The organism is Neobacillus bataviensis, from assembly GCF_019969725.1.
In genome coordinates, this window is record NZ_JAHXYW010000008.1 from 116,462 (window position 1) to 143,417 (window position 26,956).

Here is a 26,956-nt window from a genome sequence, read left to right on the forward strand (position 1 = left end):
ATTCTCTACCGAACCATCTACTTTGTATGTTTTATACCTTCTAAAATTTTTCACGATGTAATTTGCTATTCAAATTGCTTAATTCTGCTCTCAATCTTGCCCAAAGTAATAGCCGCCCAGTTGGTCCAGATTAGAAAAAAATGTATAGTCACAGATGAATCTGGAAAAGGTAAAAATGCTACTTTAATATTTATGAAAGGAAGAGTATATGAAACCCAGTTCTTCCGTTCAAGACACCTACCAGTATTTCCAAGAAGCTTTTTCATACAGCACGGATTTAACGATGAAAACAATGAGCTTTCCACAATACGAATATTCGCTTTTTTTCTTGGATACGATGGTCGATTCGCAGGTTTTTCAGGAACACATTGTAAAGCCGTTATCACTAAGACCTGATGCAAATGCCCAAGAAGTCATCACCGTCCAGGATTTGAAGGAGACCGATGACATTCATGAGGCCGTGAAGGCCCTCGCTCATGGGAAGACAGTATTGCATAAGGAAGGGGAGAGTGTTTTATTACTTCTCGGAACTGAGCTGCACAAAGAGCGTCAGATTAATTTTCCTACGAATGAACGGGTGCTTCGGGGGTCGAGAGAAGCCTTCGTAGAGACTTTGGAAACGAACATCAATCTGCTAAGAAAGCGGATTGCTTCAGCAGATCTTGTCGTAAAATACTACACCATAGGACGTGTTTCGCAAACCAAGGTTGCTGTAATTTACATTAAGGGGATTGCAAATCCCGAAGTTACTAGCTTAATTGAACAAAGACTGCAAAGGATAGATATAGATAATATATATGCCCCTGGGCTCATCCAGGAATACATTCAAGACAGACGATTTAGTTTATTTCCGCAAATGCTGACATCAGAGCGGTTAGATCGGACGAGAGCGTATTTGATGGAAGGCAAAGCCGCTATCATCGCAGAAGGCTCTCCTGATGTGTCTATTATGCCGGTATCGTTCTGGGCTTTTTTTCAATCTCCGGACGATTATCAAATCAATTGGATGGTTGGCAGTGTGTTTAGATTGTTGCGTATCGCCTGCTTTTTTATTGCTATCGGATTACCCGGATTGTATACTTCGCTTATTGTATTTCAATCGTACGTTCTTCCATTGAAAATGGCTTTGACTCTTCAAGGCGCATTAAAGTATATCACGTTTAATCCCGCGTTTGAGTTGATACTCTTGCTGCTAGCACTAGAAATATTAAGAGAAGCGGCGGTGCGGCTTCCAAGTCCTATTGGGCAAGTGACAGGGGTAGTGGGGGGGATTATCATCGGAACAGCGGTGGTCCAGTCCAATCTGTTTTCCAATACGGCTGTTGTTGTCGCTGCGTTTACTGGCATGGCGTCATTTCTCATACCTTCTTACGAAATGAGCAGCTCGGTCAGGCTCATTAATATTCCAGTGACCTTGCTTTCAGCTCTTTTCGGGCTGATAGGTCTTGTTTTCTCATTTCTAATGCTGAATATTTATTTGTGTCGAATGAACTCCATGGGGCTTCCTTATTTTTATCCGGCGTTCGCGGACAGCGGAGTGAAAGATACGGTTATAAGAGCGCCCATTTGGAGCTTAAGAAGACGTCCGAAGGAAGCTGCTCCAGTCAATCGGCATCGACTCGGAAATCCCGAGGGGTGGAAGGAATGATGAAAGAAGAGACTATTTCCAACCGACATCTTCTATTTCTTGTTCTACTTATTCAAATAGGCAGCAGAATATTGTCTTTGCCTTACACAGAAGCGAAATATGCAGGTACTTACGGATGGATGGCTGCTCTTATCGGAGGAGTTGCCTCTCAATTAAGTATTATCCTGATTTGGAAGCTTGGAAAACGGTATCCAAATCAGCATTTCTTTCAATATGTTCATACTATTGCAGGCAAACCAATCGGCGGTGTCTTAACCCTCCTATATGCAGTGTACTATTCCTATTCAGCGCTCATTGTCACACTTTTATATATAGAAAAGCTAACCCGATGGGTCTTGCCAAAGACACCCTGGTGGGTGCTGCTTCTCTTATTTTTCATCGGTAGCGGTTATGCGGCCATGTCTTCATTGCGCGTTCAGTCTTTTATCAGTCTTTCACTGGCACCGATCCTCGCCGCAGGATATGTAATGATAGTAGTCAGCGGGCTTAAAGAAGCTGATGTCCGTAATCTTTTACCTATAGGGCATAGCGGAGGCTCTTCATTTGCAAGTGCCATATTTCAAGTCTACAGTGCTGGTTTCGGATATGACCTGCTCTTGTATGCGTTTCCTTATGTAAAAAGCCAAAACAGTAGAAAGCTTCTGGGAGCGATGACTTGGGCGAATGGCCTGACAACCCTATTTTATGTAACGGTCGTTTTGATTTGTTCTTTAAACTTCACTCCCGACCAAATAAGCAGGATACCGGAACCAACTATATTCATATTAAAGCAATTAAAATGGGATGTTGTGCAAAGCATAGATATGTTGTTTATTGCGTTATGGTTTACCATTCTTTCGGCTACCGTATATGTTTATCTATTTTTAGCCTCTAAAGCAATAAATCATATCGGATCCGTTGACAAAGAAAAGCATGTCCGCTGGGTTTGGATATGCACAGGAATCTGCTATGTAATTGGATGCTGGTTACCAGAAAAAAGTGTAATTGAAACAGTTTCGGGAAAGTCATATGAAATAATGAGCGTGGTTTGTGTAGTTTTCATTCCGCTCCTTTTATTGCTCATACCTAACCTTTCACGTTTGAGGGGGAGAAATATATGAAAAAGCTCACATTATCCTTTTTGATATTGCTAGTGTTGAGCGGATGCTGGGATCAGCAAAATTTTAAGGACCTCCAAATGATTGATATGATTGGATTTGACAAGGCGGAGAAAGAAGAACAAATGAAATTAAGTCTCGCCATTTCCTCACTATATGAAGCGCATCAAGGCGGAGGGAAGCCCGCTATGGAAGTGACTACGGCACAAGGTTCTAGTTTAGCAGATGCCATTGAAAACACAGATTTCAAGACTCCTGGGCAGCTGACTTTCAATCAAACCCGTTTGTATATCATGAGTAAATCGTTCGCATCCGACAAGCCAATCGAGAAAATGAAAGTCTTAGGACAGGTCTCCACCTGCCCATTAACATCAAACGTCGTTATGTATGACGGTAAAGTTTCCGAATTGCTGGCAAGAAAGAAACTAAAGGGTAAAACGATGGCAAATTATTTGACCATTTTGTTAGAAAGTACAGAGGTTACGAACTACATGCCCAAAGAGACGCTACTCCGGTTTATTTTTGAAAAAAATGACCCCTATGTTGATGTTGCATTGCCATTAATTCAGTCTAGAGGCGATAATATTCAGCTGAATGGGTCTGCTTTATTTCGGGAAGGAAGCTATTCAGGCGTAGATTTGTCTCCAACTCTAACAAAAATAGCTCAGCTTATGAAAGGAGTAGCGCGGCCGGGCATCCATCTCATTGTGGAAATGGACGGATCCCCTTACGATGTATTGATCAAAAAGGCCAGCAGAAAAATTGTAGTTAACTCCAAAGACAATAAGGTTTCTGAAATCATGCTGCCTTTAAAAATACAGGCACAATTACTGTATTCACAAACAAGCAAAAAAGCACTGACACAAACAAAGTTGAACAACCTAGAGAAGATGCTGACGGAAGAAATAAACAAGCAAGCGCTTCAAGCAATCCAGACCTTACAGAAAGCGAATTGTGACTATCTTGGATTCGCACGCGAAATTCATGCTTATTATCATAAGGAATGGAGTCATATGAACTGGCGAAAGGAATATCCGAGATTACCGATTCGGCCTGAAGTCAAACTTCAGATTTTAAACTCTGGAGTGATGCTCTAGAAGACATTATATCCTGCATGTAATATTGAAGCCTTGTAGATTTTCCACAAGGCTTTTAGGGTGTCATCCACCAAATTCCTCCCTCTCCTTTCTCCAACATTAAACCGTTATTTTCGTCCTTTAATGTGATAAATTGAGCTACTTAATAAAGTGGCAGCTTTTATTGTTTGTACATTCGGAATTTATTCTTAAGTATTACTTCACATGATACTCCATTTTTTTAAATGTACTTAATATTTAGAAGAATGTAGAATGTATTAGGGTTACTCGGCTAAGGAGGAAATTATTATGTATGAGGGGAAAATCATAAAATTTTATCGAGAAAAATACAAACTAACCCAAGAACAATTAGGAAAAGATATATGTTCCGTAACACATATTAGTAAAATCGAATGTGGTCAAACAACGTTCGCATCCGAGATCATTTCTTTATTATCTAAACGGCTTGGAATAAATATGGAGATAGAAGTCAAAAAACTTATTAATATAAAACAACAAATATTCAATTGGCATGAAGCGATCATGATTCAATTATTTGCTGATACCGAAAAAATTAATAGTGAACTAGAGCAGGAAGAATTAATCCAAATTTCAGAATATTTTAATATGTATGAATTGCTTCGTGCCAGGTACCATTTAATGCATAATAATTGCCAAGAGGCATTTAAAATCATAAAAAAAATTCGAAAAATAGAAAATAAATTAACACCTTATGAAACCAATTTATTAAAACATGTTTTGGGTATCTATTTTATAGAAAAACAAGACTATATTACAGCAATTGAAACATTAAAAACCATACAAAATGAGAATTATAATAATCCAGAATATTACTATCACTTGGCAATCGCTTACCACACTATTCAATCACCCGTAATGGCATATTATTATGCTGAAAAATCTCATCAATTTTTTAAAGATATGAATAACTATCTAAGAGTTATTGATGCTGAATTGATTATGATCATTCAAATTGAGGATGATGAAAATAATGAAGAAATACTAAACCGTTTTAAGAAATTAATCAAAAGCTGCGAATTATGTAATGCCCCAGATCGAAAAGCAAAAGTAATGCATGACTTAGCTTATGCATATTATAGAAGAAGAAAATATGATCTTGCCAGTATGTATTTTAAAGAATCCATGTCTTTAAAAGAAAAAGAGTCTCCTTCATTCTTACTTTCATTAGAAAGATACATCCGGAGTTCGTATGATGGAGGGCTCCTTCCTAAAGATGAATTAATACAACAAGCAGAAAATGGGTTAAGGATGGCATTAAATAATAATCAGTTATTATTTATTCATATGTTTAGACTACTTCTTTATTTATTAAAATCTAAGGAAGATCAATACTACCAATATTTATCCAATAAAGCATTACCAATGTTCACCAAGTTTGGTTTCACTCATTTAATCGAGCGTTCTAAGAAGGAATTGTTCAATTATTATTTTAAAATGAAGTTAAAAGAAGACGCATTGGAACTAGCACAATTAATAATCAATACTTGAATAGTTAATTGTGTTCATACAAAAACATTCAAGACTAAAGGCATTCGGATGTCTTTTTCATTTTATGGTCTTTTTTAAATGTTTAAATTTCATTTTTCATTGCACAAAAAATACCCCTGAAAATTTATTTCAGGGGTATTTTTTGTTTCTTATTTCTTCACAGTTACTTTTGTCGCATCACTTTCGTTGCCAGCTTCATCTTCCGCTGTTACGTAAAGTTTGGTGCTTACTTTTTGTTTTTCTATGGAAACCGTGAAATTACCATATTTATCGGCAATTCCAGTTCCAATTATTTTTGACCCTACTCTTACATATATCTTAGTTCCTGATTCTGCAGTACCTGTTACTAATGTAGTTGTAGAAGTCACTTTATTCACAAATGGTGCTTTCGGTGCTGTTTTGTCAATTGTAAATTTCACGGTTGTTACATTACCAGCAGCATCTGTTACCACTAATGTGTGATCACCCTCGCCCGTTACTTTCGTTCCACTTGTGAAAGCTTTGCCATCTAATTTAGCTGTAGCTTCATTAAACGTAATGATGACATCCTTGTTGTATTGCCCATTATTTTCTACACCTGTTAACCATTTTGCATAAAGAATAACGTCGCCTTCAACTTTATCAGTCGCAAAATTCCATGGTGTTTTACCTGCAGCATCCTTATACCAACCAAGGAATGCATAACCCTCTCTCGTTGGCGTTGTTGGAGCTGTGGTTGTCTTGTTATAATCTGCTGTCTTACTCTCTACTAAGCTTCCATCTTGTTTATCGAAGATAACAGTAAACTTATGAAGTGACCATTTTCCATAAATTGTTTTTGCAGAATAAATGGAGCTTGTGAAATCCCAGGGAATTGTACATGCCTCATCTGCGAACCAAGTTAAATCATAACCATAAACATTCGGTGCTGTTATTCTGCGTGCTACAATTTGATCTTTTGCTGCATCCTTGACCACAGTAGGAGCATCACTTGGAAGTACGAAATGTACATTATATCCATTAACCACTTTTTGGGTAACTGATACATCCGCATAATCAGTTGCACTGATATTGATAGCGATATCTCCAGCTTTTGTGAAGAGACTCTTATCCAATGTAATCGTATGTGCAGCAGTATCTACTTTGAATTTCGTTCCATCGACAATAACCGCACCAACCTTGATTCTGGAAATAGCCTTGGCCCAGTCAGAATCAATGAATTCAAGTGTCACATCGTTTCCGAGACAGTTATCTGTAGTATCTGGTGTAACTAGAGATCCTGCTAAAGCATATTTGGCATAAAGCGTAATTGGTTTTGTCACAATGCTGGCAAAATCAAATGGAATTGTTAAATTTTGATCCAAATACCAACCGTAGAACTTAAATCCGACCTTTGTTGGATCTAATGGCTTCGTAGCACTTCTATCTACGATTTGAGCCGGAACAGGATCACCGCCATTTGATTCAAATGTTATCTTATAACCGATAACTTGATCTGTAACGACTGCATCCGCATAACCTTCTGAAACAATCACCACATTTACCTTTTGTCCTGCTGTAAATAGGTCATGGTTAAGGGTAATGGTACTATTGGTTAACGTATAATCCTGATCCAAAACCAATTCTTTTGAACCAATTTTTACTTGTTTGATATTATTTTTCCATGTTCCATCATCAGTAAAGTTTAACGTAATATCGCTTCCTACAATGTTTCCAACTGTATCCTTTAAAACGGTTGGAGGAGTTTTAATCCAACATAAATAGTAGGTTGCATTGTCGGTTAGGAAAATGCCGTTGTTTTGTGAAATATCCGAAACCTTGTCACTTGAATTCGCACTGTCCAGATATAATTTTTCACTTAGTGAAAGAGTTCCATTTGTTACACGTGATACTGCTGTTTGCATATTAGGTGCAGTAGCTTTACCATTAACAAGGGTATCGGCAAAGTATAAATCAGTTGAATTCTTTAACGTTCCACCGTTTAAGTCAATGTGACGTCTGTAACCTAGCTTAATATCCGGAATCTCTATCGTTTCACCAGTTGTTGCTGTCACTGTTAACTTATACCCTCTATATGGGCTTCCGTTAGTTAAGCTTGGTGCTGCACTAAAGGCAAACTTTTCATTTGGATGTGCCGTTGCATAGCTTTCCGTTGCAGTTGTAAAGGAAAGCGTTCCAATAGCACCGTCAGAAGACATATCAAATGTGCTTGGATCTAACGTATACGTTGTAGGTGTAGCCTCCGTTGATCCATCGCTCTTTAGTTTATAGTACGATGCTTCAATTTTAGCAATTTTATCCTTACCTGTTAACCAAGGAATATTAGCTGGATAGTCTGGAATGGTGATTTTAAGATTTCCTTCACCAAGAACCCAACCAATTCCGCTAGCACCACTTGTTCCGTCGAACTTGATACCATTTGGTTTCGATATGTCAATTGGTGAATAGTTTTGTGAGTAACTCATTTGCCATTTAGCATAGACGGTTTTATCTGCATTATGCGTAATGCCTACGTTCCACTGACTTGTACCTGCTGGCTCGTTAAACCAACCGATAAATTTATATCCAGGTCTTGTTGTACTAGGATTTACAAGATTCCCAGGACTGTTTGTAATAAAATCCACTCCATTTTTGGTTTTTCCTGGATTATATCCAAACGCTAGCGGATTAACTGGTGCACCACCTTGACTATCGAAAGTAATGCCATACCCAACTGCTTGTTGAATACTACCATCTGAATCAATTCCTATCGTTTTAAGCGGGTAAATTGTACCATCAGTACCCGTTGAACTGATATCAAACTTGTACAACTGAGGTAACCAGTTTGTTCCACCGGGATTGATTGCCGATGTAGGACCAGCAGGTGATGCATTCGTTTTAAATAAATCTGCCTTAAAGGTAATTTGCCCTGGAACACTGATGTCGTAATATTTATTCCCACTGCCATCTTTTAAATCCGTAATATCAAGAACTGTTGAGTTTAATGTTTTCACCTTGATATTATTAATTCCTTGACGCCAATTCGCATCATCCGTAAAGGTAAAGGTTAAATCCTTTCCTAAATGTGCTTTTGCTGGGTCAGTTACTAATGGAATCGCAGGCGTCGGAATAGGTACCGCGGAAACCGTAAAGCTAGTAGTTACATCTTGATAGCCAGCAGCCTTAACGGTAACTGTGTAATTAGCAGCCGTCTTGAATAAAGACCCAGGTAACGTAATTTTTGAAGGCATTGTCTGTGTTACACCATTTTGGTCAAAGTACGTATAGGCTGCTGTGATGTTTACTAAACTTGTTACGTCGGTTGTACCGACCATCACATTCGTGATTGCTTTTCTCCATACCACATCATCAACGAAAACATCGCTTTGAGGGATAAGGGAAATGGTCGCACCATTTTCTAAGTCTTGTAACTTTGGAATGGTCGTTTCGAACATTTTTTGTTTTGGACCTGCAAAATTGAGTTTTTGGATAACCTGTTGTAGCGTGTCTCCCGCATTTAACGTGATGGAACCACCATACTGAGTTGTAATGGTCATATCTTGATCTACTGTCATTTGAGCAGTTGGAACCGTTAAACCTGCATCAATCGCACTTTGATTTTGCTTACCAAAGTTTTTAAAGATGAAATAGAAGTCATTATAATCAATTCCATAACCAAACGCTGTTGGCTTGATCCAATATATATCCGCATTTCTGTTTGTGTTCAAGAATGCCGTTTTGTTGGCAACCGTATTCGCTGGATTATTAAAATTACTTAAGTTCTTATATTGATAATAAATATTGATTTCATCTTTCAAGTCCTTCATGTCAATGACATTGTCGCCATTCACATCTCCACCTAAAAGAATTGGGAAAAGACCTGGAAGATCTTTTATAGTTCCTGATTGATAACCGAATTTGTTTTCACCAATTACTGGAGTTTGAGCATATCCCGTGAAATGACCTGGGACACTCGCTTCAACGGAATATGGCGAATCACTTACATCCATGGTTACGGAATAATACGGGTTGATAAACGCATAAGCCATTGTATTATTTGGGGTTGTAGGGTTATCCGTTGTAAAGCTTTTACCCTTCCCGTCTTTAACCGTCACCTTCGCTCCTGCATCCACTGTAAATTGAGGATATTGATTGTTTATTGTGTTTCTTGCGAAAGCTTCTGCTGCCACACGACCTCTAAGTTGGGATGTGGATTGCCTCAAATAAGGTACATTGGTCGGGAACCATGTAACTTTAGTATTCTCTCCGGACAAGATTAAATCTGCTTTTAATAGCGGAAATTCAAATGGTCCTACAATCGGTTCAATGCTTGTATAGGTTACATCGGCTTCTAAAATATTCATATCATGGTCAAGCGCACCATTTGCACCAATTCCAGATATCGTAACATCCGTGTTTAGACCTATTCCATAAACTGCATGTTTATACGGCTCACCTACGGTTAGAACTGAAGTAGGGTCAATCCCTTTGCTGATTAGAAAGTTTTTATACTCATCTGAAAGTCTGATATTGCTAAAAGAATATACACCAGCATCATTGAGAGTAATTGTACCGCCTGTCATTCCTTTTCCATATTTCGTAGCGATGGCCGTCTTGAAAGGTTTATTCGCATCGACTACAAGCTTATCTTGGTTGCCCTGACCTGCATCCATACCTCCAGAAGAGGTAAGTGTTAGATATGGGGTACCTTTTTTGATAAAATAATATTCCTGTCTTGTTATACCTGGATCTCCATTTCCAGCATAATCATATGGATAGATCCAAAAAGAGCTGCCAAATTTGGAAGCTACGTCCTCAGGAGTAATTCCAAAATGGAAACGTCCCTTCTCATCAGTATCGAAGAATACAGTTGGGAGATAACTATCTTGGAATCCCACAACCCCGTTCAATGCCTGATCTACAGGTACAGGTGTTATACCATCTTTTGGACTTGGCACCGAAGTTTCACCATTATTCTTCATAACTTCGACGTTAGAATCGTAGACTGAACCATAAAATCCTTTTATCTCTTGCCCAGGTTGATAGCCTGTAGGGTCGATTTCATAAATTCCTGGCTTTGAATCACTGTCCATTGCGATTGTTGGCGGTGTTGCGTCTACATAGAGTGTATCTTCTGCTGTGTAGCGTTTCCCACCTTTGTCAGTCGCTATCATCTCAAGAGAATAAGAACCTTCTTTTATCACTTCGGTTTTAGCTGCTAGACCCAATTGATCATACGAGCCCTCATATGGCTTTGTAAATGGAAGATATTGTCCAAATAATAGCGTTAAAAAAGGACCGTATTGGACACCTGGGGAAATCCCACTAGCACTAGTTAAAGTGTTTGTTACTCCTAAATAATTTCCGTTCTTATCTTTTAATAAAATATAGAAATTTTCCATTGCACTATTTACCGAGAAGCGATATCCAGATGTTGAACTTGGTGACATCGCTTTGGATGCAACTTTAAAAGAATCAATTCCTTTTTCCGCAACAATAACAGTGAACGGAATGCGATAAGATTCCGATGAGTCCGCCTTATTTACGAGGTTAATATAACCCTCGTAACTGCCCTCTAATGCGTTTGACGGAACCGTAATTTTTGCTGTTGCGTTAACGGTACTGCCTCCGACCACATTAATGGAAGTAACGTTTGTTCCACCGGTAGAAAAATCGATGTTGACATCATTTCCTGTGCCAGCTCCAACCTTATTGGATCCAGCAAATTTTGTTGAAATAAACTGAGAACTTACATTAAAAGTTTTACTGCTAGTTCCTTGATTGGTTACGGTAAAATCCTTTGATGAGATCACATCATCAGAGCCGTTCGCAGCCCCTTCTCCTCTACCTTTAAAACCAAAGAACATGCTTCCTGTAAGGCTATCAACTTGCCGCAGTGTTGATGAATTGGAATCAACGGTATATGCTTTATCTAAAACTTGAATTTTGACATCCGCATGAATCGCACGAGCAGGATCAACACGTCCTGCACCAACTTGGTAAACACTATAATTCTTAGAATCTGTGCTAATATCCTTAGCTGTATTCATTAATGCCGACTTAACATCTGCCGGAGTATAGTCTGGATGAGCAGCTAAAATCAATGCTGAAATACCTGCAACGTGAGGCGTTGCCATTGAAGTTCCGGACATTATTTCATAAGAATACTTATAATCTCTATTTTCTACACTTACACCAGCTTGTGGCTCCCAAACGTCATATGGGACTGTAGACGAAATGTCAACACCAGGCGCTACCACATCTGGCTTGATTGACCAATCTTTTACCGGTCCAGTTGAGCTAAAGTTTGCCAACTCGTCGCCTTTCTTTGCGACAGGTGCATCAAGTGTATTTGGGAACGTAATCGTTGCTGATTTAGGATCCTTGTAAATGGCATCAGATAGAGCTTGTCCCTGCGATTGAGTCAATGAAACAGAATATACATTATCCATGCTAACGCCTAAACCGTTTGTTATATATCCTTGGTTATCTGCTTCGGCATTATTGTTCCAAATAATCATACCTGCCACGCCGGCTTTATGTGCATTTGCCATTTTTGTCGATAAATACTCTCCGCCACGTTTTACAAGAGCTATTTTACCAGACATATTTAATCCATTATAATCCGCCGCACTACCTAAACCGACATCAACAATAGGAAATGTTTGTCCTTTAAATGCATCGTCAGCTTGTGAGAAGTTTTTACCAAATAAACGAGCTTGATAGGAAGCTGAGCCGTCCTTAAGTGTCATGACTGGAATATCTCCAGGAATCGAACTTGCACCAACCGTTATCGCTAATGGAGATGTTCCTGGTGAGCCTACAGTAGCTGAACCTGGACCAGCATTACCTGCTGCAACATCACACACAACACCAGCTAACGTAGCATTGTTTATAGCGATACTGGTTGGGTAAAGCGGATCATTAACCGTTGCTCCAAGCGAAAGATTGATGACATCCATATCATCCTTAACTGCTAGATCAATACCGTTTAATACAGAGTCTGATGTGCCGCGTCCACCTGGCCCTAGTACACGATAGCCATAAAGGTCTACATCTGGTGCTACACCGTTTGCTGAATAAACGTCGTTATTATTTGTCGTATTTGCAGCAATGGTTCCTGAAACGTGACTTCCATGTGATGTAATATACAGCTTATAATCTGCAGGAGGTGGTCCATAAGCATCTGGATTCGCTTTCGCAGCTACCCAATCATCATAAGTGGTTTCCATTGGGTCAAGGTCATCCACATATTTGATATTTCCATTTGCATCGAATCCTACATTATGGACTAAGTCATGTCCACCTTTATATACAGCCTTCAAATCAGGGTGGTTGTAGTCAATACCAGTATCTAGTACACCAACCTTAATTTTTTGGCCTGCACGAGGACCTGATTTGATAATACCTGTATGGCCTTCAGCTTGAAGTTTATCTAATCCTAATAATGAAAGCCCTATTGTAGGCTTGCCTATAGATGCATTTGCCTCTACTGCTTTTGGAGTAGATCCTTCAGCAACCGTATATTCTACTTGAGACCAAACAGAAGCTACTTCTGGATTTTCAGCAATTTTTTGAACTAAATTTGCAGGTAGTGATAAAGCTACTCCATTAAAAGCTTCTGAATATTCTCGCGTAACACTCATAGCCGTTTTAACAGATTTCCCGCCTATTATTTGCGTTTTAGGCTGTTCATTCACAAAGCTTTTAAATTTAGCATGAGAATCTTTAACCTTTTTTTGTGCGTCTGAATATGCGCTTGCAAAAGCTTGACTATTTACAGTTGCCCTACCTTTAGCCAACGATTGCTTAATGATTTGTATCTTAGCTGGATCCTCTTTAAATTGAACAATCACATTAATATTTTTTTGACTACGCAAATCTTTTTGATCCACATGGATTTTTTGAGCGTTATCTGCTCCAGTGAGTTTATTAATATTTGCCTTTTGCTCAGGAGTAAGACCGTCAAGAATACGATTTACTTCTTTTGCATTAAAGGTTTCACTGGATGTACTTTGCTGACTTGAGTTTGCAGCAGCATGTACGAGTGTTAAACTGTGTGGCAGCGCAAAGTTTAATAGCATAGCAATCAACACAGAGATCGATAACATTCTCTTTTTTCGTCTGATTCTGTTAGTCATTTTTACCCTCCTATTAAAAATATAAAAATAGTTGTTTTGATACCTAAAGCCGTTCATTTTTACATTTAAGTAGTGATTATTTTCTCAATACTTAAATATATTTTAATAGTAATTGAGATTACAAAATTCGTATATTGGGGGAAAATAGGTCTATTTATTTGACAATTTTCGCTAAACTCCGAAGTTTTTTAATTTAAAATGGTAACTTTATTAAAGAGACATCAAATAAATTAAGGGGAATTTTAGTTTAAAATGGAAATAGAAGACTATTAAAATTTGGGGGAATTTTAAATAATCTAGGAGAAAATATTTTTAATGTTTTGCTCGTACCATTATTTACAACCGATTAATTAAGACGAATTTCGTACCAATTTTGAAATTGGATACTAGGTACCAAATAATCTTCCATCAAAAAAATATCCCTGAAAATTATCAGGGATATTTCTTGTTCCTTATTTGCTAACCGTTACTTTTGTCGCATCACTTTCGTTGCCAGCTTCATCTTCCGCTGTTACGTAAAGGCTTGTGCCTACTTTTTGTTTGTCTATGGAAATAGTGAAATGACCATATTTATCAGCAATACCAGTTCCAATTATTTTTGACCCAACTCTTACATAAATCTTTGTTCCTGGTTCAGCAGTACCTGTAACTAATGTAGTTGTAGAAGTCACTTTATTCACCATTGGTGCTTTTGGAGCAGTTTTATCAATGGTAAATTTCACGGTTGTTACATTACCCGCAGCATCTGTTACGACTAATGTATAGGTTCCTTCTTTTTTAACAATGGTTCCACTTGGTATTGGTGTTCCATTTAATAATCCGCCTAATTCATTAAATGAAAGGGTAACATTATGATTGTAGAAACCATTGTTCACTACGCCAGCTACTACAGGAGCAGTTTTATCGATGATAAACTGAACAGTTGTTACATTTCCAGCTTTGTCAGTTACCACTAATGTATGTCTACCTTCTGTACTAACTGCAGTTCCGCTTATGAAGTTATTTCCATCTAATGTAGCAGTTCCTTCATTAAACGTAACGATCATATCTTTGTTGTAAAGTCCATTGTTGTTGACGCCAGTTACGACTGGAGCTGTTTTATCAATCGTAAAGTTTACGGTTGTTACATTTCCAGCAGCATCTGTCACGACTAATTGATAGGTTCCTTCTTTTGAAACAACCGTTCCATTAGTTACTCGTTCACCGTTTAATAATCCAGCCGGTTCATTAAATGCTAGGGTAACATTATGATTGTAGAAACTATTGTTTTCTACACCTGAAACCGTTGGAACCGTTTTATCAATGGTAAACTGAATAGTTGTTGCGTTACCAGATGCGTCCGTTACCACTAATGTGTGATCACCCTCGCTAGTAACTTTCGTTCCACTTGTGAAAGCTTTGCCATCTATTTTAGCTGTTGCTTCATTAAATATAATGGTTACATCCTTATTGTAAAGTCCATTGTTTTCAACACCAGTCGCCCATTTGGCGTAAAGGATTGTATCGCCTGTTACTTTATCTGCCGCAAAATTCCATGCAATTTTACCTTCAGCATCTTTATACCAACCAAGGAATGCGTAACCTGGTCTTGTTGGTGCTGTTGGAGCTGTAATCGTCTTGCCAAATTCTCCAGTTTTGCTATCTGCTAAGCCACCATCTTGTTTATCAAACACAAATGAAAACTTGTGTAGTGACCATTTGCCATAAAGCGTTTTTTCAGAATAGATGGAGTTTGTGAAATTCCATGGAATTGTACAATCCGCATCTAAGAACCAAGTTAAATCATAACCATAAACGACTGGTTCTGTTATTCTGCGTACAACAATTTGGTCTTTGACTTCAAATGGAGCATGATCAAGTACAAAATGTACATTGATTCCGTTAACTACTTTCTGACTAACTGTTACATCTGCATAATCCGTAGCACTGATAACGATAATGTAAGATCCTATTTTTGTGAAAAGACTCTTATCTAACGTAATCGTACCTAAAGTAGAATCTACTTTGTATTTCGTGCCATCAAGGGCATACCCGTTAATGGTAATGCCGGAAATAGCCTTTGCCCAGTCAGCATCACTGAATTCAAGTGTCATATCGTTACCAAGAGCGTTATCTTTCGTATCCGGTGTGACAATCGATGCTGCTAAAGCATATTTGGCATAAAGTGTGATTGGCTTTGTCACAATGCTTGTAAAATCAAATGGTGTTGTTAATGCTTGATCTACATACCAGCCAGCAAACTTATAACCAGCTTGTGTTGGATCTTCTGGTTTGGTTACACGTGAATCGACAATTTGAGAGTCAACTGCATCGCCGCCGTTTGATTCAAACGTTACCTCATAACCGATTACTTGGTCTGAAACGACTGCATCCGCATACCCTTCTGATTGAATGACCACATTGAACTTTTGTCCAACTGGGAATAAAGCTTTATTCAACGTAATCGAATTATTCGTCATGGTGTAGTCGTTATTCTGAACTAATTCCTTTGAGCCAATGAACACGTGTTTGATATTATTTTTCCACGTTCCGTCTTCCGTGAACGTTAACGTAATATCGCTGCCCACAGTGTTTCCTACGGTATCCTTAGATACGGCTGGCGGAGTTTTAATCCAGCATAGATAGTAAGTTGCATTATCGGTTAAACTTACCAAATTTGATAAATCGAGAGCCTTACTGCTTGTTCCTTCACGGTCAAGATAAAGGGTATTGCTAATGGATAGACCACCATTTTCTACATAAATTTTAGCATTGGTCATATCCGGTGGGGTTCCTTTTCCATTCACAAGACTATCATTGAAATAGACATTTCCAGTAGGCAACACTTTTAACGTTCCGCCATTTAAATCAATGTGACGTCTGTAACCTAGTCTAACGTTATTAATCTGTGACGTTTGACCACTAGTAGCTGTCACCGTTAACTGATAGCCATTATAAGGAGCTTTTATGGCTGGTGCCGCACTAAAGGCAAACTTTTCATCCGGATGGGCCAATGCATAGCTTTCAGTTGCCGTCGTAAAGGAAAGCGTTGCGCTGCCGTCTGCGTTAGCGATTAAATCATACGTGCTTGGGTCCATCGTATAAGTCGTTGGTGTCGCTTCGCCTGTTCCGTCACTTTTTAGCTTGTAGTACGTTGCCTGAATATTGGCAATACTATTTTTATCGGTTAACCATGTCAGGTTTGTTCGATAATCTGGAATGTTGATTTTCAAATTCCCTTCCCCAAGTACCCAGCCCATACCTGAAGTAGCCGAATTACCGTCGAACTTAAGCCCATTCGGGTTGTTTTGGTCAACTAGTGAATAGTTTTGGGTAGTGTTCATATCCCATTTCGCATAAACCGTTTTGTCAGCCGTCAATAAAGTAGATGGATTAAAAGAAGTCGTAGCGGCAGGCTCGTTATACCATCCCATGAAGACATATCCAGGCTTCGTCGGTTTTGGATTACTAAATCCTATCGTTAAATCACTTGCGTTTGTTCCATACTTACTCAAACTAGGTCTGTAACCAACCGCTGTCGTGTTAATTGCAGATCCACCCTGAGAATCAAACGTGATTCCATAACCAACCGCTTGAGCCGCATTCAACCCTGAGTCACCTGTATTTGTCCCAACGGTTACAAGTGGGTATACCGTTCCATCCGTGCCTACAGAATTGATTTCAAATTTGTATAATGCAGGCAGATAGTTTGCTCCACTTGGATTGATTGTTGCGTTACTATAGGTTGTTGCATCACTAGTTTTAAGGACTGCGTCTGTCTTAAATAAATCCGCTTTGAACGTAATTTGACCTGGTTGGCTTATATCATAATATTTGTTTCCACTTCCATCTTTTAAATCCGTAATATCTAGACCGGTTGTCACTCCATTTTTCTTCACCACGATTTTATTAATCCCATTTCGCCATTTCGCATCATCGGTAAAGGTATAGGTTAAATCTTTACCTAAATGGGCTTTTTGTGGATCGGTTACTAATGGAATCGTCGGCGTCGGAATCGGTAAAGCTGAAACCGTAAATGATAACGTGACGTCTTGATATCCTGTTGCTTTTACGGTGACCGTTTTATTACCTGTATTGGCAAATAACGAGCCATCTAAGGTAATGGCGGCAGGTACATAAGTCGCCGGGCTGCCATAAGAGTATGCTGCCGTGATCGTCACTGCTTGTTTTGAAGTATTTGGAACCAAGGCATTCGTTACATCGGTTGAGTCAATCAAAATGTTCGTAATCGCTTTTCTCCAAAAGATATCATCTAGATAAACGGTATCTTTTGGGATTAAGGTAATTGCAGTGCCATTTTGCAATTCTTCCAAGGTTGGAATCTTTAGAGCTGTCGTTTTTAGTAATGGGCCCGCAAAATGAAGAGCAGCCAATACTTTATCCAAACCATCTCCAGCTTTTAATTGCACCCCATTAACCAAAGTGTCTTCTGTTAATGTCAGCTGTGGACTTGGCACGTTCACTCCTGCATTGATGGCACTTTGATTCACTTGGTTAAAGTTTTTGAAAATATAGTAAAAATCATAGTAATCAATTCCATAACCAGAAGGATTGGTTGTTGGAACCCAACGAATATCATATTTTCTGTTAACAGGGTTATTTAGGAATGACTTTTTATCTGTTGTCGTCGTAAGGGCTGTATAGTTTTTGTAAGCCTCTACTTCCGCCAAAAGGTCCTTCATGTCAATGACGTTGTCACCATTAACGTCTCCACCTAACAACAGAGGTGTATCATAACTTGCTCGATCAAAGTAACTTCCTGTTATATAACCATAACGGTTTGAACCAATTACAGGCGTTTTAAAATAGTCTTTAAAGTGGCCTGGCATGGAAACTTCAACGTCGTATGGCTTATCGCTTGCATCCATTGCAACCGAATATGTGCCCGCTGTATTCCCAAGATAGGAAACAGTGTTATTGCTGGTCGTTGGATTATCAGTTGAAAAGGATTTACCATTTGCATCTGTAACTGTCACTTTAGCACCTGATGCCACTGTTTCATTCATGAAATTACCACTAAGTATATTCGCTCGGAAACTTTCCGCAAATATACCACCCGTCATCATGGAAGTTGGCGTTTTCAAATACGGCCAATTGGCAAGGAAGGTAGGAACCTTCGTGTCTTTACCTGAAAACCTAAAACTTGATTTTGTGACATCGAATTCATTTGGTCCAATTAAAGGATCAGGATGAATAAAGGTCACATCTGCTTCTAAGATGTTTATATCGTGATCGAGCGCACCAGCAGCATCAATTCCAGATATCGTAATATCGATGTTATTACCGCTTATTTCTGGAGATAGATATGGCGCACTTACGGTTAAAGTAGGTGTAATACCTTTGCTTTCTAAATATTGCTTATACGCATCTGAAAGTCTGATATTACTAAATTGGTAAAATTTTGCATCATTGATCGTAAATTGACCACCTGTCATCCCCACCCCATTTTTCGTTGCGAGTGTTGCTTTAAATGGTTTATTCGGTTCAATGACGACCTTACCTTGACTTTCAAGACCTGAGTCTACACCACCTGAGGATGTAAGCGTTACATATGGTGAACCTTTTTTGATAAAGTAATACCGCAGTTTGTTTAAGAAATGGCCGGCACCTGCATAATCGGTTGGATAAATCCGAACTTCACTTCCTTCTGGTCTAATGTCCTCAGGGGAAATGCCAAATTGGAAACGCCCACTCGCATCCGTTGAGAACGAAGCAGTTGCGTAATCAAAATCTTGGTAAAGCCAAACCGTATTCAAACCCTGGTTTACAGGCACTAGTTTTGACGGATCAGCAAGACCAGGTACCGAAACTTCGCCATTATTTTTCATGACATCGATATTCGAATCATAGACAGTACCACCAAACGTTTTAACCGTCTGTCCTGTTTGATAACCCGTAGGGTCGATTTCATAAATGCCTGGTTGGGCATCCGAATCCATTTTCATCGTTGGTGCTTGATAGTCAACATAGACGGTATCTTCATCTTTGTATTGTTTTCCAGTATTGTCGGTTGCAATCATCTCGACTGAATAAGCACCTTCTTTTGCAGGAACGGGTGTTGAGGCAATTCCGGACTGATCGAGTGAACCGTTATAAGACTTCGTAAATGGAAAATATAATCCGTTTGGAAGCATTGGCTTATTATTGTAAATGACACCTGGAGCCCCATTGATTCCCGTTACATTTTGTACAAGACCTAAATAGTTACCTTCCTTGTCTTTTAACAACAAATACATACTTTTCATTTCACCGTTGAAAGAGTAGGAATAAAGTGACCCAGGCGCACCACCCATTGGATTATAGTTACCTGTATATCTCTCTGTAAGTGTCGTTGCCTTAACTTGTACTTTAAAATCAATTCCTTTTTCAGCTACCGTAATGGTGAAAGGAATGCGATAAGACTCTGTTGAGTCAGAAGCATTGACAAGATTTAAATACCCTTCGTAAGTGCCTTCCATTGCGTTTGATGGAACCAACATTTTAGCCGTTGCTTTAACGGAGCTCGCTCCGCCGACCGTTATGCTTGTCGTATTGGCATTATTGACGGAAACATCCACTTTCACATCGTTCCCTGTTCCAGGACCTACTGGATTCGACCCAGCAAATTTGGTGGAAATAAAGGCTGAACTTACCTTGAACGTCTTACTGCTTGTTCCTTGATTGATGATGTTAAAGTCTTTCGTTGATACCACATCATCTGAACCATCTTTCGCGCCTTCTCCTCTACCTTTAAATCCAAAGAAAATACTTCCCCTAATGTCATCTATTTGTGTCATGGTAGCGTTAGGATCATATTGATATCTTGGATCATCATAGTTATTAGCTTTGTCTAACACTTCGATTTTTACATCCGTATTAATGGCACGAACAGGATCCACACGTCCAGCACCGACTTGGTACACACTATAAGTCGTTGATTCTGTGTTTACATCCTTCGCCGTATTCATTAAAGAGGCTTTTACATCTGCCGGTTTATAATCCGGGTGAGCGGCTAAAATCAAAGCGGCAATTCCTGCTGTATGAGGGGCGGCCATGGATGTACCTTGCATGGATTGATAACAATACGTATAATCATGCGTTTGACCTTCCTGAGGCTCATAAACATCAAAAGGAACGGTGGAAATAATATCAACACCTGGTGAAATGACGTCTGGCTTCATATCATAGTTCTTAACCGGACCGGTTGAACTAAAGCCTGCTAGTTCATCCCCGTTTTTCCAAATGGATTCATCTAGTGAAGATGGGAAAGTCATGGTTGCAGTCGTTGGATCATTGTGAATCGCATCCACAAGAGCTTGACCTTGTGCTTGTGTGATGGAAACAGAATAAATATTATCCATGCTTGTTCCTAAGGTCGGGACCATATAACCTTGGTTGTTTTCATCCGCGATATTATTCCAAATAATCATTCCTTTGGCGCCAGCTGCTTTGGCATTCGCCATTTTGCCTGTTAAAAGCCCATTTCCGCGTTTCACGAGAGCCATTTTCCCAGCCAAATCTTTTCCTTGGTAATCCGACGGACCACCTAAACCAACATCCACAATCGGAAGGGTTTGTCCTGCAAATGGATTGTCATTGTCTTTAAAACTTTTACCAAATAAACGAGCTTGATAAGGAATCGTCCCGTTTTTCATCGTTAATACAGGAACCTCTACTGGAATCGTACTTGCACCAATCGTTATGGCTAGTGGTGCCGTTCCCGGCGAACCAACCGTTGCCGCACCTGGACCATTATTACCTGCTGATACCACACAGGTAACACCTACTATCGTCGCATTGTTAATGGCGATACTGTTTGGGCTTAATGGGTCATTAGTCGCTGAACCTAGCGAAAGATTGATGACTTGCATCCCATCTTTCACTGCTTGATCAATCCCATTCAATATACCGTCCCCTAGACCACGTCCACCTGGACCAAGAACACGATAGCCATGAAGCTCCACATCTGGCGCAACGCCATTTGCGGAATAGGTTGCGTTATTGTTTGTTGTATTGGCAGCAATGGTTCCTGAAACGTGCGTTCCATGCTCTGTAATATAATCTTTGTAATTTTGTGTCGGCGGATTTAGCACCATATTCGGATTTGCTTTCGCATACAACCAGTCTGAATAGACCGTTTCCATTGGGTCTTTGTCATCGATGAATTTTACATTGTCACTTGAATCGATCACTGAATTGACAAAGTCATGTCCACCATATAGATTTCCGTTTGCATCGTGTGTCGCTTTGTAAAGGTCCGGGTGATTGTAGTCAATACCCGTATCGAGCACTCCAACCTTCACTCTTTTCCCAGCATTTGGACCTGACTTAAAGAACCCTGTGTGACCTTCTGCTTGAAGTTTGTCAAGCCCCAATAATTTAAGCGCAGACGTCGCTTTCCCTACAAAACCGCTTGCCTCTGCCGCATTTACTGTGTTACTTGATTCTGGAACTTCTATTGTTTCTACAGACCAAATGGATGCCACTTCTGGATTCTCTGCCAGACTTGTTAAGAGGTTTGCCGGTAGAGATAAAGAAACTCCATTGTATGCTTCAGAGAACTCTCTTGTAATTTTCATCGCCTTGTTAACAGGTTGTCCGCCCATGATTTGCGTTTTAGCCTGTGCATTCAGAAAGTTTTTGAAATTAGCGTGAGAATCGGCCACCCTTTTCTGTGCCGCCGAATACTCATCCGCAAAGGCTTGGCTATTTAAAGTGGCACCGCCGTTTTTTAATGCTTGCTTTATGATTTGAATCTTAGCTGGATCTTGCTTAAACTGAACGATGACATTAATGGGTTTGGAGCTTCGGAAATCCTTTTGATTCACATGGATTTTTTGCGAATTTTCTGCTCCAGTCAGCTTATTAATGTTTGCTTTTTGTTCTGGAGTAAGACCGTCTAGAATACGATTTACTTCTTTAGCATCAAAAGTTCCACTTGACGGACTTTGCTGACTTGTATTAGTAGCAGCATGTACGAGTGTTAAACTCTGAGGGAGCCCAATGTTTAAAAACATTGCAATCAACATAGAGACAGATAATATTTTCTTAGTTCGTCTCATTCTCATACTCATTTTTACCCTCCTTTAAAAATATAAAAATAGTTATTTTGACATCCCTGATCGAGCTTTTTTCTAGATCTCAAAATCATTTAAATATATTTAAGTAGTGATAATGTTCACACTATTTAAATATATTTAAATAGTAATCGAGATTACAAAATTCGTACATTGGGGGAAAATAGTCCTTTTTATTCGACAATTTTTGATGATTCTCTAAGATTTTTTATTAAAAATGGAAACTATTATTATAAACATCAATCAAATTAAGGAGAACTGTAATTTAAAATGGAAATAGAAAACTATTTAAATTTGGGGGAATTTTAAAGAATCCACGAAAAATTATAATTTAAATTATGCTTTAACCATTTTTTACAATCTATTGATTATGCAGGTAATTGGCTCATTTTCTTTAGAACGCTAGATTCGTCTTCAATACCATTTAAATTTAAAATAAAAAAGCTATCATTCCTAAAATAAATAGGAATGATAGCTTTTAAAAAATCTAATAGAATGATTTACGGTTATTGAAGAACCGTTACTTGTTAAGGGGGCGTTGTTACTTTGAAACCGTCTTTAGTAACAGTATCTACTGAAATCGTTTACCTTATTTTAAGCTCAACAGAATAACTTGTATTGGATTTATTAAATGCTTCTACACCAGATTGTTCATAAAGGCGAATCCACCCACTTAAGATTGGAGTACTTACTCCAACTTCTTGCGTAAGTTTTTTAATACTTTCGTTTCCTTTTAAATACCTTAATACAATATGAATCTTTTCTTCTGATGTAAATTAGGCCATAAAAACACCCCGTAAATGTAAGTTTGGTGTCTAACATTTACGGGGCAGTTCATTCCTAAAATAATAGGAAAGATAGCTTTTTAATTGATCCAAGTAAATTATTTATGGTTGTTGCATTACCGTTACTTGTTTCGGTGTTGTTGTTACTTTAAATCCGTCTTTTGTAACGACGTCAGCTGTAATTGAATACGTTCCATTTGGAAGATCCTTATTTGGGGACCATTGTGTTTTTAGTGCATGTTCATTTTTCACTTCAAATGTATCAACGGTTTTTCCACTTGCATCTTTTACATTAATCGTCCAGTCTACTCTAGAATACGCCCAAGCAGAGATCTTTGCTGGATTATTTTGGTTAATATTTGCAGACGGAGTTATACTGATTGTTTGAACGGCCATAGATGGTTTAATATAGCTTGTATCTCCCCAAACTTTGTACGTAATGTTTCCAGCATAATCGTATGCTCTAATAAAAATACCTTTCGGTTCTGCATTAACAAGTTGAGTTTTTTGTCCAATTGACATTTGATAAAATTGTCCATTTACATAAATATCTGCATATTTAAAGTCTGTTGCATTATCTTGCACATTGAAGGAAACTTCATATTTTCCATTTTTTGGCGTTACAGTTATATCTGAAACAGTTGGAGCGATGGAATCTACCGTGATAGGCATTTTAACTACCTGTGGTCTGGCATTTTCATAATCTAAGGTTGTTTTAATCACATATTGGTAAACACCATCAGGTACGAATTGTCCTGATTCGTCCTTCATATCCCACTGATAACCAGCATATTTCAAGTCACCATATGCCATAATATTTTTTCTGAATTTCCATGGTGTTCCAGTATATTCACTAAAATCACCTAAATTATAAATGACATTTCCCGATGAATCTTCAATATACATTTCCACTTTTTCTAAATTACGTAAACTTGTAAAGGTTGAGGAAATTCCCTCAATAAAAGAGTTTGGCGAGAAAGCAATATGGTTAAGGTGGAACTTATTAGTATATGGGTCAAATCCTAACGGATATTTTTCTGAATCTTCGTTCCAAAGTGCTGTATATCCTAAAAATCTATCCGTAGTCCACGCAGGAGCGTCTATATTACGTGGTTCATCCCATTTTCCATAGAAGCCCATATATGGAACGGTTAAAGGTACGGCCTTATCTTGATCTTTAGTTACAGGAACGAGGCGAACAAATCCTTCTACAAAACTGTTCTTCTTTAAGGAATCTGGTAAAGAAACATTTACTGTTAGCATTTTGGATTGGCCTGGTTTGATTTTAATTAAAGCCCCTTCTGAATCAGTTACTTTATTATCATTTACTGTTACAGTGGCACCATTAATACGTTCACTTTTTAAAGTTAAATACTCTTTTTCGTCCAATTGCCCATCATAATCTAGATCAAATGACTTCATTTCAGACTTATCTTTTAGAACATCTACATAAACCTTATATTCAATATCATCACTATTATTGCTAGCTTTAGGAGCATCGAATGCTTCAACATTTAATTTGAAGCTTGTATTTTGACCGATTTCCTTTAATGCCACTGCCCCAGCTTTTTCTAAAGAAGTATCTCTATTTGTAACAATGACCGGAGTCTTAATCGCATTTTGAATTTGCATTAATCCAGACCCTTGTATACGTGGTGAATATGGAACTTCACTATTTGTTCTTGGATCCATAACAATATTCGCTGTGTTCATTAAGGCAATTTTTGATTTTAAAACTGTTTCTTTCGAATGTGATAATCCTTTTTCATATAGTGCCTGCAATAATAATGCAGAACCGCCTGCAACATGAGGAGTTGCCATGGATGTTCCACTCATGATTTGATAATCATTTCCTGGCATAGTGGAATAAATATTTCCACCAGGAGCAGAAATCTCTGGTTTAAAATCTAATGTATGCGGTGAACCGAAGGAAGAAAAATCAGACATTGTGTCTTTCGTAGGACTATCTACCAATGTATCGTTTCCAACCTTCATACTCAAATATTGACCGCTTGGCAGACTACTCATTTTAGTTAGCAATGCTTCACCTATAGCTTTACTCGTTGAAGCAGTTGGTGTCGCAGTTGGTGTAACTGGTAGAGAGGCATAATCTGGCCAATTGTTAGGTGGTATCATAATAATAGCCTTTGCACCTGCACTCTTTGCTGCAAATTGAATCGACGAAACAGTACTATATGAACTTAAAAGTTTCACGATAGCTATGTAGCCCGTTTTGCCTGCAGGATAATCCGAAGCTTTCTTTCCTTCGCCTACATATACCATATCATAGCTAGTATTAGGTAATAGATTCTTAGAAACTTTAAAATTATACGAGTTAGGGAATTGCGTATGATCCTTGAATGGCACTGTAAGCCCATTTCCATCTGTTAAAGTTTTAAAATGTAATTTAGTATTTTCATAGGAAGCAACCGAGAGTGCATATGGACTAACACCTGGTTGACCGACAATTCCGATATCAGGATTATCAGCATATGGACTTAATGAAGAAGCAATTGCATTATTTTTTGTACTATAGGATGCATTACCGGCTGCTACGACAACAAGTGTACCTTGTTCTGTTGCAACGCGAATCTCTTTTTGAACTAGATCATCTTCTTCTCCAACATAGCCAGCATCAGTACCTAAACTCATATTGATGACATCAGCACCCATTGTTACAGCATGCTCAATACCTGCAATAAGATCATCCTCTTTAGCTCCGCCACCCTTATCTGAAAAAACTTTTTCAGCTAAAAGTTGCACACCAGGGGCAATTCCTTGTACACCATTCGTCGTTTCGTCTCCATTTGCTCCAACTGTCCCTGCAACATGAGTACCATGCGGATTTCCAGTAACAGCAGGAATAACATTCGTATCTTCGTCTGCCCAATCATATCCAGTTGGAACTTTATCGCTATACCAAATTTCGTTTACATCTTTTGTCTCAGCAAATTTTGCTTGGATATTTTCTTGAGTCCACTTCTGTTTTGCTATTCCTTTTTCGGTAAGGGTCATATCCTTGTGAGTATAATCGATTCCTGAATCGACAACAGCTACAAGTAATCCTTCCCCTTGATAACCATAATCGTTCCATACTTTTTGAGCTTGTACTAACGATTTACTTGTAGACATTGTTTCATGGAAAGTTCTAGCTATACGAACATTCGTAACTCCTGGAATGGACTCTATATCTTTCAGATTTTGATACTCTGTTTCTAAACTGAATCCGTTAAACCCTTCAAAATAACGGTGTTTCACCTTAAGTGACGAAGTTGATTTCGAAGATTTGGAGTTAGCAATTTGCTCGATGACTTTATCTTGCTCTTGCTTCATTACTGATTTTTTATTTTTTTGAGTCGTTTCCTCATCCGTTGGTTGTTCAACTTCTACGATTAAACGAACGATTTCATTTGGACTATAGGCTTTCGTGAAACTTTCGTTAGCACCTTTACCTTGATAATTATAGACATTATCATTTCCACTCTCTACCTTATCCAGATCAAAACTTCTTCCTTGTTCCACTATGTCTTCAATCGATTGAGAATCGGCTGAAGTGTCATTCGTTTCTGCAAAAACTGTGAATGATGAAAGAAGTAAGGAGGTTACAGCTGCAGTGGTCATCACTTTAAATGCCTTCAATTTATTCTTCTTCATTGACGTCTCCC

At 38.5% G+C, this 26,956-nt stretch carries 7 protein-coding genes and 1 pseudogene; 4 read left to right on the forward strand and 4 right to left on the reverse strand.

Going from position 1 to position 26,956, the window contains the following annotated elements; genetic code table 11:
* The first annotated feature begins 208 nt into the window (after positions 1–208).
* The 4 genes from LC455_RS19835 (at position 209) to LC455_RS19850 (ending at position 5,351) form a co-directional block, all read left to right on the forward strand.
* On the forward strand, positions 209–1,648 hold the full coding sequence (locus LC455_RS19835; protein WP_223593316.1) for a spore germination protein: 1,440 nt from the start codon (positions 209–211) through the stop codon (positions 1,646–1,648).
* Complete coding sequence (locus LC455_RS19840; protein WP_223593317.1) at positions 1,645–2,748, forward strand: GerAB/ArcD/ProY family transporter; 1,104 nt, start codon at positions 1,645–1,647, stop codon at positions 2,746–2,748. The genes LC455_RS19835 and LC455_RS19840 overlap by 4 nt, the downstream gene beginning before the upstream one ends.
* Positions 2,745–3,842 carry a Ger(x)C family spore germination protein gene (locus tag LC455_RS19845; RefSeq protein ID WP_223593318.1) on the forward strand — a complete coding sequence of 366 codons (1,098 nt, stop codon included), beginning with the start codon at positions 2,745–2,747 and terminating at the stop codon, positions 3,840–3,842. Before LC455_RS19840 ends, LC455_RS19845 begins: the two co-directional genes overlap by 4 nt.
* A 288-nt stretch (positions 3,843–4,130) precedes the next feature.
* Positions 4,131–5,351, forward strand: coding sequence for a helix-turn-helix domain-containing protein (locus tag LC455_RS19850; protein ID WP_223593319.1), 1,221 nt, complete (start codon positions 4,131–4,133; stop codon positions 5,349–5,351).
* Between the two features lie 149 nt (positions 5,352–5,500).
* Here LC455_RS19850 and LC455_RS19855 read toward each other — a convergent pair whose 3' ends face one another.
* The 4 genes and pseudogenes from LC455_RS19855 to LC455_RS31750 all read right to left on the reverse strand — a co-directional run bounded on the left by LC455_RS19855 (position 5,501) and on the right by LC455_RS31750 (position 26,945).
* Positions 5,501–13,450, reverse strand: coding sequence for a S8 family serine peptidase (locus LC455_RS19855; protein ID WP_223593320.1), 7,950 nt, complete (start codon positions 13,448–13,450; stop codon positions 5,501–5,503).
* Positions 13,451–13,902: 452 nt separating this feature from the next.
* The gene (locus LC455_RS19860) at positions 13,903–22,503 is read right to left on the reverse strand and encodes a S8 family serine peptidase (RefSeq protein ID WP_223593321.1); all 8,601 of its coding nucleotides are present in this window, start codon (positions 22,501–22,503) and stop codon (positions 13,903–13,905) included.
* A gap of 587 nt (positions 22,504–23,090) precedes the next feature.
* Positions 23,091–23,270 (reverse strand): annotated as a pseudogene (locus LC455_RS31940) (transposase); the annotation flags it as partial.
* A gap of 123 nt (positions 23,271–23,393) precedes the next feature.
* Entirely contained in the window at positions 23,394–26,945 is a 3,552-nt protein-coding gene (locus tag LC455_RS31750; protein ID WP_317851456.1) for a S8 family serine peptidase, read from the reverse strand.
* Positions 26,946–26,956 lie beyond the last annotated feature (11 nt).